We start from the raw sequence: 5,768 nt of genomic DNA on the forward strand, positions 1-5,768 counted from the left end.
CCCGATCCCTATTCCGCGCCCGCCGGCCCGGGACGGGAGCGCATGGGGGCCGATTCCAATCCCGATCTGGATTCCCGCAAACCGATGGAACCGGCGGATGACATCGGGCTGGCTGCCGCCCGACGGGGCCGCCGGGGTGGTTTTGACTTCAGGGCCTTGATGGCGCGCGTGGCGGGCAGCAACCTGCTGGGTGATGATCCGCTTACGCGCAAACTGGTCTATGGCGCGGCGGGTCTTGGTGGCGTGCTGGTGGTGGCCATTGGGGGATGGTCACTGTTCGGGCACCATCAGGGCGGGATTCCCGTTCTGGGGCCGCCCCCCGGCCCGGTTCGCGTCAAGCCCGCCGATCCGGGCGGGATGCAGATCCTTGGCGCAGGTGATGGCATGCCCGCCGATGGCGGCGTGATGCGCCTGTCCCCGCCGCCCGAACAACCACAGCCCGACGCCATGGCCCGCCAGTACGGACAGGTGGCCGGTGAGGGCGAACCCGCACCGGCTCCGACATCGCCAGCTGCGGTCCCCGCTACGCCCCCAGCGGCGGATGCGCCAGCCAGCGCGCCTGCGTCCCAGCCTGCCGCCCCGCCGCGCGCGGCAGCGCCCGAACCGCAGGCCGCCCCGCTGCCGCCACCCGTGCCGCGTGCGCCCAACACCGGAACGGGCGCATACGGCGTGCAGCTTGCCGCCCTTGATTCGCAGGAGGCGGCGCTGAAAAGCTGGACCCGCCTCAGCGCGCGTTATCCCGATATCTTCGGGCCATACCAGCCCACCGTGGTGAAGGCGGAACGGGGCGGCAAGACCTTCTATCGCCTGCGCGTCAAGGGACTGGCGAAGGCACAGGCGGTCAGCCTGTGTGAAAAGGCCAAGGCAAAAAGCCAGGCGTGCGAGCTGGTCCATTCCTGATCCCGCCATGGCCCGCGACCTTGTGCTGCGGAGGGAACGGTGAGCGGGGATAACCCCCCACCCGTTCCCGCCGCGTCCACCAGCGCCCCGATCGTGCATCTGGACGGGTTTGACGGGCCGATGGACCTGCTGCTGGAACTGGCGCGGGCGCAGAAGGTGGATCTGTGGCGCATTTCCATCCTGCAGCTGGTGGACCAGTACCTGGCCGTGGTGCGCGCGGCGCGCGACGTGCGGCTGGAACAGGCGGCGGACTGGCTGGTGATGGCGGCGTGGCTGGCGTGGCTCAAATCCCGCCTGCTGCTGCCCGAGGATGACGACGAAGCTACCGATGCGGAGGAAGCGGCCAGCCTGCTGCATGAACGGCTGCTGGAACTGGAACGGATGGTCCAGCTTGGCCGCTGGCTGGCCGCGCGCCCGCAACTGGGTCTGGAAGTGTTCGAGCGCGGGCAGGCGGAAAGCCTTGTGGAAATTGACCGCTCGGGCCTTGCGGTCGATGTGCCACAGCTTATGCGTGGGTATATGGCGGCCATGCGCCGGCGCGCGCGCAAATCCGTCTACCAGCCGCGCGCGCTGCGGTTCTGGACGGTGCAGGACGCGCTGGCGCGGCTGCGGCGCATGCTGGGTACGCATGACATGAAGACGGACTGGTGCGGGCTGGAGGGATTCGTGCCCGACCTGCCGCTACAGGCCGACATGACGGAAACAATGATGCGGACCGGTCGCCGCGCCGCCGTGGCGGGGACGCTGCTGGCCAGCCTGGAGATGGCGCGCAGCGGGATGATCGAACTCCAGCAGGCGCAGCAGTTTGGCCGTATCTGGCTGCGCGAACGCACAGTGCAGCCAGATGCTGCCGGGACAGAACCGGAAGGGGACATGGCCTGATGAATGATACACGACAGCCGGGGCTGCTGCCTGAAGATGGGGCCGCCATTGCCATGATCGAAGTGCGGGAATTCTCGCTACGTCTGGTCGAAGCCCTGATCTTTGCCCGCGCCGACCCGCTCAGCACCCGCGCCATTGCCGAAATACTGGGCGCGCAGGGGGGCATACCGCATGATACCGGCGACCGGGACGCCTATGTCGCCGCCACCCTGTCCACGCTGGCGGCACAGTACGCGGGGCGCGGGGTCGTGCTGGTGGAGGTGGCCGGGGGCTGGCAGTTCCGCACCGCGCCCGATCTGGCCCCGCGCCTGACCCGCGTCATGCCGCGCCCGCGCAGGCTTGCGCGTTCAACCATGGAAACGCTGGCGATCATTGCCTATCACCAGCCCTGCACCCGCGCCGAGATCGAGGAAATCCGTGGCGTCAGCCTGAGCCAGCAGGTGCTGGACACCCTTTTGGAGGCGGAACTGATCATGCCGCTGGGCCGTAAGGAAGTCCCGGGGCGGCCCATCCTGTGGGGCACGTCATCGGGGTTCCTGCGGCATTTCGGGCTGAAGGATCTTGGCGATCTGCCCCGGCGGGAGGAACTGCTGGTGGATGTGCCCGATACCGCCGTGCCGCCCGATGCGCCGGATGAGGTTCCTGACCCGCCCGCGTCGTGATAGGTGTGCAGGGCGTGCACGGACGAAATGTAATGCCGCGCATGCGTGGTGGGGAAGGAAAGTGGTCATGTTCGATTTCGCGTGGTCTGAATTTGCCCTGATCGGGGTGGTGGGCCTGCTGCTGATCGGGCCAAAGGACATGCCCATTGCCATCCGCACGGTGACCGGCCTGATCAAGAAGGCGCGCGGCCTTGCCACCGAATTCCAGTCCCATGTGGACGAAATGGTGCGTGAGGCGGACCTGACGGAGGCGCGTGACCAGCTTGGCCAGCTCAAGCGGCTGAACGTGCGCGACAAGCTGATGAAGGCGATTGACGGGGATGGCACGCTGCGCCGCTCGCTCGATCCCGCCACGCTGACGGGGGAAGCCCCTGCCGCCCGCCCGGCCATACCCGTTGCCAATGACGCGCTGCCGGAACACCAGGTGCCGTCGCGCCATTATATCCCGCCGCTGTCCACCACCGCCCCGAAAGAGGCGGATGAGGCGGTGCTGGCCAGCGCGCCTGATTTCCTTCCGCCGCGTATCGCGCGGCGTATCGCGGCGGAACTGCCAAACCTGACGCCCCCGGCCTTCCTGCCGCCGGTCAGGGTCATTCACCGGGGGCAGCGTGTCTCCGTTACAGCCGATGGGCGGGAATAAGAACGCGATGGATGCAGGAGACGAAACCCTGAATCAGGATTCGATCAACGACCAGCCCATGCCGCTGCTGGAACATCTGGTGGAACTGCGGCGCAGGCTGCTGTGGTCCATCGTGACGTTCATGGTGTGCTTTGCCGTCTGTTACTATTATTCGGAACAGATCTATTTCTTCCTGGCCAAACCGTTGGGCGACATCATGCGCCAGAAGGGGGAACAGCCGCACCTGATCTATACCGCGCTGTATGAAGCCTTCTTCACCTACATGAAGGTTGCCTTTTTCGGCGCGGCCTGCCTGTCGTTTCCCATGATGGCGGTGCAGGCGTGGATATTCATAGCACCGGGGCTGTACCGTAGCGAAAAACGGGCCTTTGCGCCGTTTCTGGTCGCGACGCCCATCATGTTCGCCATAGGGGCGGCGCTGGCGTACTATTTCATCTTCCCCGCCGCGTGGAAGTTTTTCCTGTCGTTCCAGACGGCTGACGGGCAGGACGGGCTGCAGATCGAACTGCAGGCCAAGGTATCGGAATACCTGACACTGGTCATGAAGCTGATCCTGGCGTTCGGCATGGCGTTTGAACTGCCCGTGGTGCTCACGCTCATGGCGCGGGTGGGGCTGGTCACGTCAAAAGGGCTGGCGAAGGTGCGGCGCTATGCCTATGTCGGCGCGTTCGTGGCCGCCGCCATCCTGACGCCGCCTGACGTGATTACCCAGACCGGTCTGGCCGTGCCGCTGATCGGGCTGTACGAGATTTCCATTGTCTGCGCCCGCCTTGTCGAGCCGCGCACCCCGCCTGAAGACACCGAGGAGACCCCCTGATGCACGACCTGCGCGCCCTTCGCGCCGATCCCGACGGTTTTGACGCTGACCTGAAGCGGCGGGGCGAGCCTGCCGTGGCGCAGGCGCTGCTGCTGCTGGACCATGACCGCCGCGCCGCTGAAACCGCATTGCAGGAACTGCAGGCGCGCCGGAAGCAGATTTCCAGGGAAATCGGGGCCATGCGCAAATCCGGCGCGGACAGTTCGGCACTGGAAGCGGAAGTGGCCAACGCCAAGGGCCGGATGGAGGAACTGCAGACCCGCGCCGATGATCTGGACGCCCAGATCCGTGGCACGCTGGAACGCCTGCCCAACCGCCTGGACGAAAGCGTGCCCCCGGGGAAAGATGAAAATGCGAATGTGGAGGTGCACCAGAACGGCACGCCACGCGAATTCACCTTTGCCCCGCGTGAGCATTTCGAACTGGGCGAAGCGCTGGGCATGATGGATTTCGAGACCGCATCCCGCCTGTCGGGTGCGCGTTTCGTGGTGCTGCGTGGCCAGCTTGCGCGGCTGGAACGCGCGCTGGGCCAGTTCATGCTGGACCTGCATACCGGCGAAAACGGGTATGAGGAAACCGCCGTGCCCGTGCTGGTCAATAACGAGGCAATGTACGGCACCGACAAGCTGCCCAAGTTTGCCGACCAGTCTTTCCGCACCGAAGATGGCCGCTGGCTGATCCCCACGGCGGAAGTGCCGCTGACCGCCAGCGTCGCGGGCCAGATCCTGTCGGGTAACACGCTGCCGCGCCGCCTTGTCGCGCTGTCATCGTGTTTCCGCAGCGAAGCCGGGGCCGCGGGACGCGACACGCGCGGCATGCTGCGCCAGCACCAGTTCCAGAAAGTGGAGATGGTATCCATCACCACGCCGGAGGAAAGTGACGCCGAGCACGAACGCATGACCCGCTGCGCGGAAATGGTGCTGGAAAAGCTGGGCATTCCCTATCGCCGCATGCTGCTATGCGCGGGGGATACCGGCTTTGGTGCGGCGAAGACCTTTGACCTGGAGGCGTGGCTGCCGGGGCAGAAGGCATGGCGTGAAATCTCGTCATGCTCCACCACGCGCGACTTTCAGGCCCGCCGCATGAATGCCCGCTATCGCATGGCGGAGGGCAAGCCCGCCTTTGTCCATACCCTGAACGGGTCCGGCCTGGCCGTGGGGCGCACGCTGATCGCGGTCATGGAAAACTACCAGAACGCGGATGGCAGCATTACCATCCCCGATGTGCTGCGTCCCTATATGGGCGGCGTCGAGGTCATTCGCGCCGCGTGAAAGCCTGAAACCAGTAAAGAAGTTTCTGGTGAAGCTTTTTCCAGAAAGCTTCAGGGAACGCCGCCTTGTTGAAAAAGGCGGCGCCCGGAAACCTTATCTTTCTGTCTTTACCCTTAGAGACTGTTTGAAAAGTCGGCACATGATAGCACTTTAAAATTAAAGAAAGTTTTTGGTGAAGCTTTTTGCAAAAGCTTCAAAAGAACGCCGCCTTTTTGAAAAAAGGCAGCACCCAAAAACTTTTATTTTTTTATCAGGGTCTGTTGGGAATTAACGCGAATTGATGATTGCGGCGGTGAGATAAATCATCGCTGCGAATGATCTGTCGGTCTTGTCGCTTCGCATGGCGATGCGCTTGAACTCCTTGAGCTTGCAGAAGAAGTTCTCGATGAGATGGCGCGCCTTGAACAGGGCGCCATCGAAGGATCGCCTGTCGAGGCGGTTCCGACGCTGGGAAATGACCACGCGGGCTCCTTGCGCGCGTATGGTGTCCACGATCCAGTGGACATCGAACGCCTTGTCAGCAAGAAGTCCCTCGAAATCAGCCGGTTCGAGAAGCGGCGCCACCCCGACCGTGTCGTAATGCTGGCCGGGGATAA

Annotated in this window: 7 protein-coding genes; 6 read left to right on the forward strand and 1 reads right to left on the reverse strand. The window is 64.5% G+C overall.

The genetic code is table 11. The annotated features are described in order from the left end of the window. The 6 genes from F1542_RS14230 to serS form a co-directional block, all read left to right on the forward strand. The coding region (locus F1542_RS14230; protein WP_193733608.1) for an SPOR domain-containing protein at positions 1-900 on the forward strand (900 nt) is incomplete at its 5' end. Between the two features lie 39 nt (positions 901-939). Further along, complete coding sequence (locus F1542_RS14235; RefSeq protein ID WP_193733609.1) at positions 940-1,782, forward strand: ScpA family protein; 843 nt, start codon at positions 940-942, stop codon at positions 1,780-1,782. After that, the gene (gene scpB / locus F1542_RS14240; RefSeq protein ID WP_193733610.1) at positions 1,782-2,444 is read left to right on the forward strand and encodes an SMC-Scp complex subunit ScpB; all 663 of its coding nucleotides are present in this window, start codon (positions 1,782-1,784) and stop codon (positions 2,442-2,444) included. Before F1542_RS14235 ends, scpB begins: the two co-directional genes overlap by 1 nt. A 67-nt stretch (positions 2,445-2,511) precedes the next feature. Further along, complete coding sequence (gene tatB, locus F1542_RS14245; protein WP_193733611.1) at positions 2,512-3,084, forward strand: Sec-independent protein translocase protein TatB; 573 nt, start codon at positions 2,512-2,514, stop codon at positions 3,082-3,084. A 7-nt stretch (positions 3,085-3,091) separates the two neighbouring features. Next, positions 3,092-3,901, forward strand: a complete 810-nt coding sequence (gene tatC, locus F1542_RS14250) for a twin-arginine translocase subunit TatC (protein ID WP_193733612.1) — start codon at positions 3,092-3,094, stop codon at positions 3,899-3,901. Then, positions 3,901-5,172: a serine--tRNA ligase gene (gene serS / locus F1542_RS14255; RefSeq protein ID WP_193733613.1), complete on the forward strand. Its 1,272-nt coding sequence runs from the start codon at positions 3,901-3,903 to the stop codon at positions 5,170-5,172. Before tatC ends, serS begins: the two co-directional genes overlap by 1 nt. 267 nt (positions 5,173-5,439) lie before the next feature. On the opposite strand, the gene F1542_RS14260 is transcribed toward serS, so the two are convergent. Then, positions 5,440-5,768 (reverse strand): transposase (locus tag F1542_RS14260; protein WP_193732303.1); only part of this gene is annotated, 329 nt, incomplete at its 5' end.

The sequence above is a fragment of the Komagataeibacter sp. FXV3 genome (assembly GCF_015155755.1).
Lineage (GTDB): Bacteria > Pseudomonadota > Alphaproteobacteria > Acetobacterales > Acetobacteraceae > Komagataeibacter.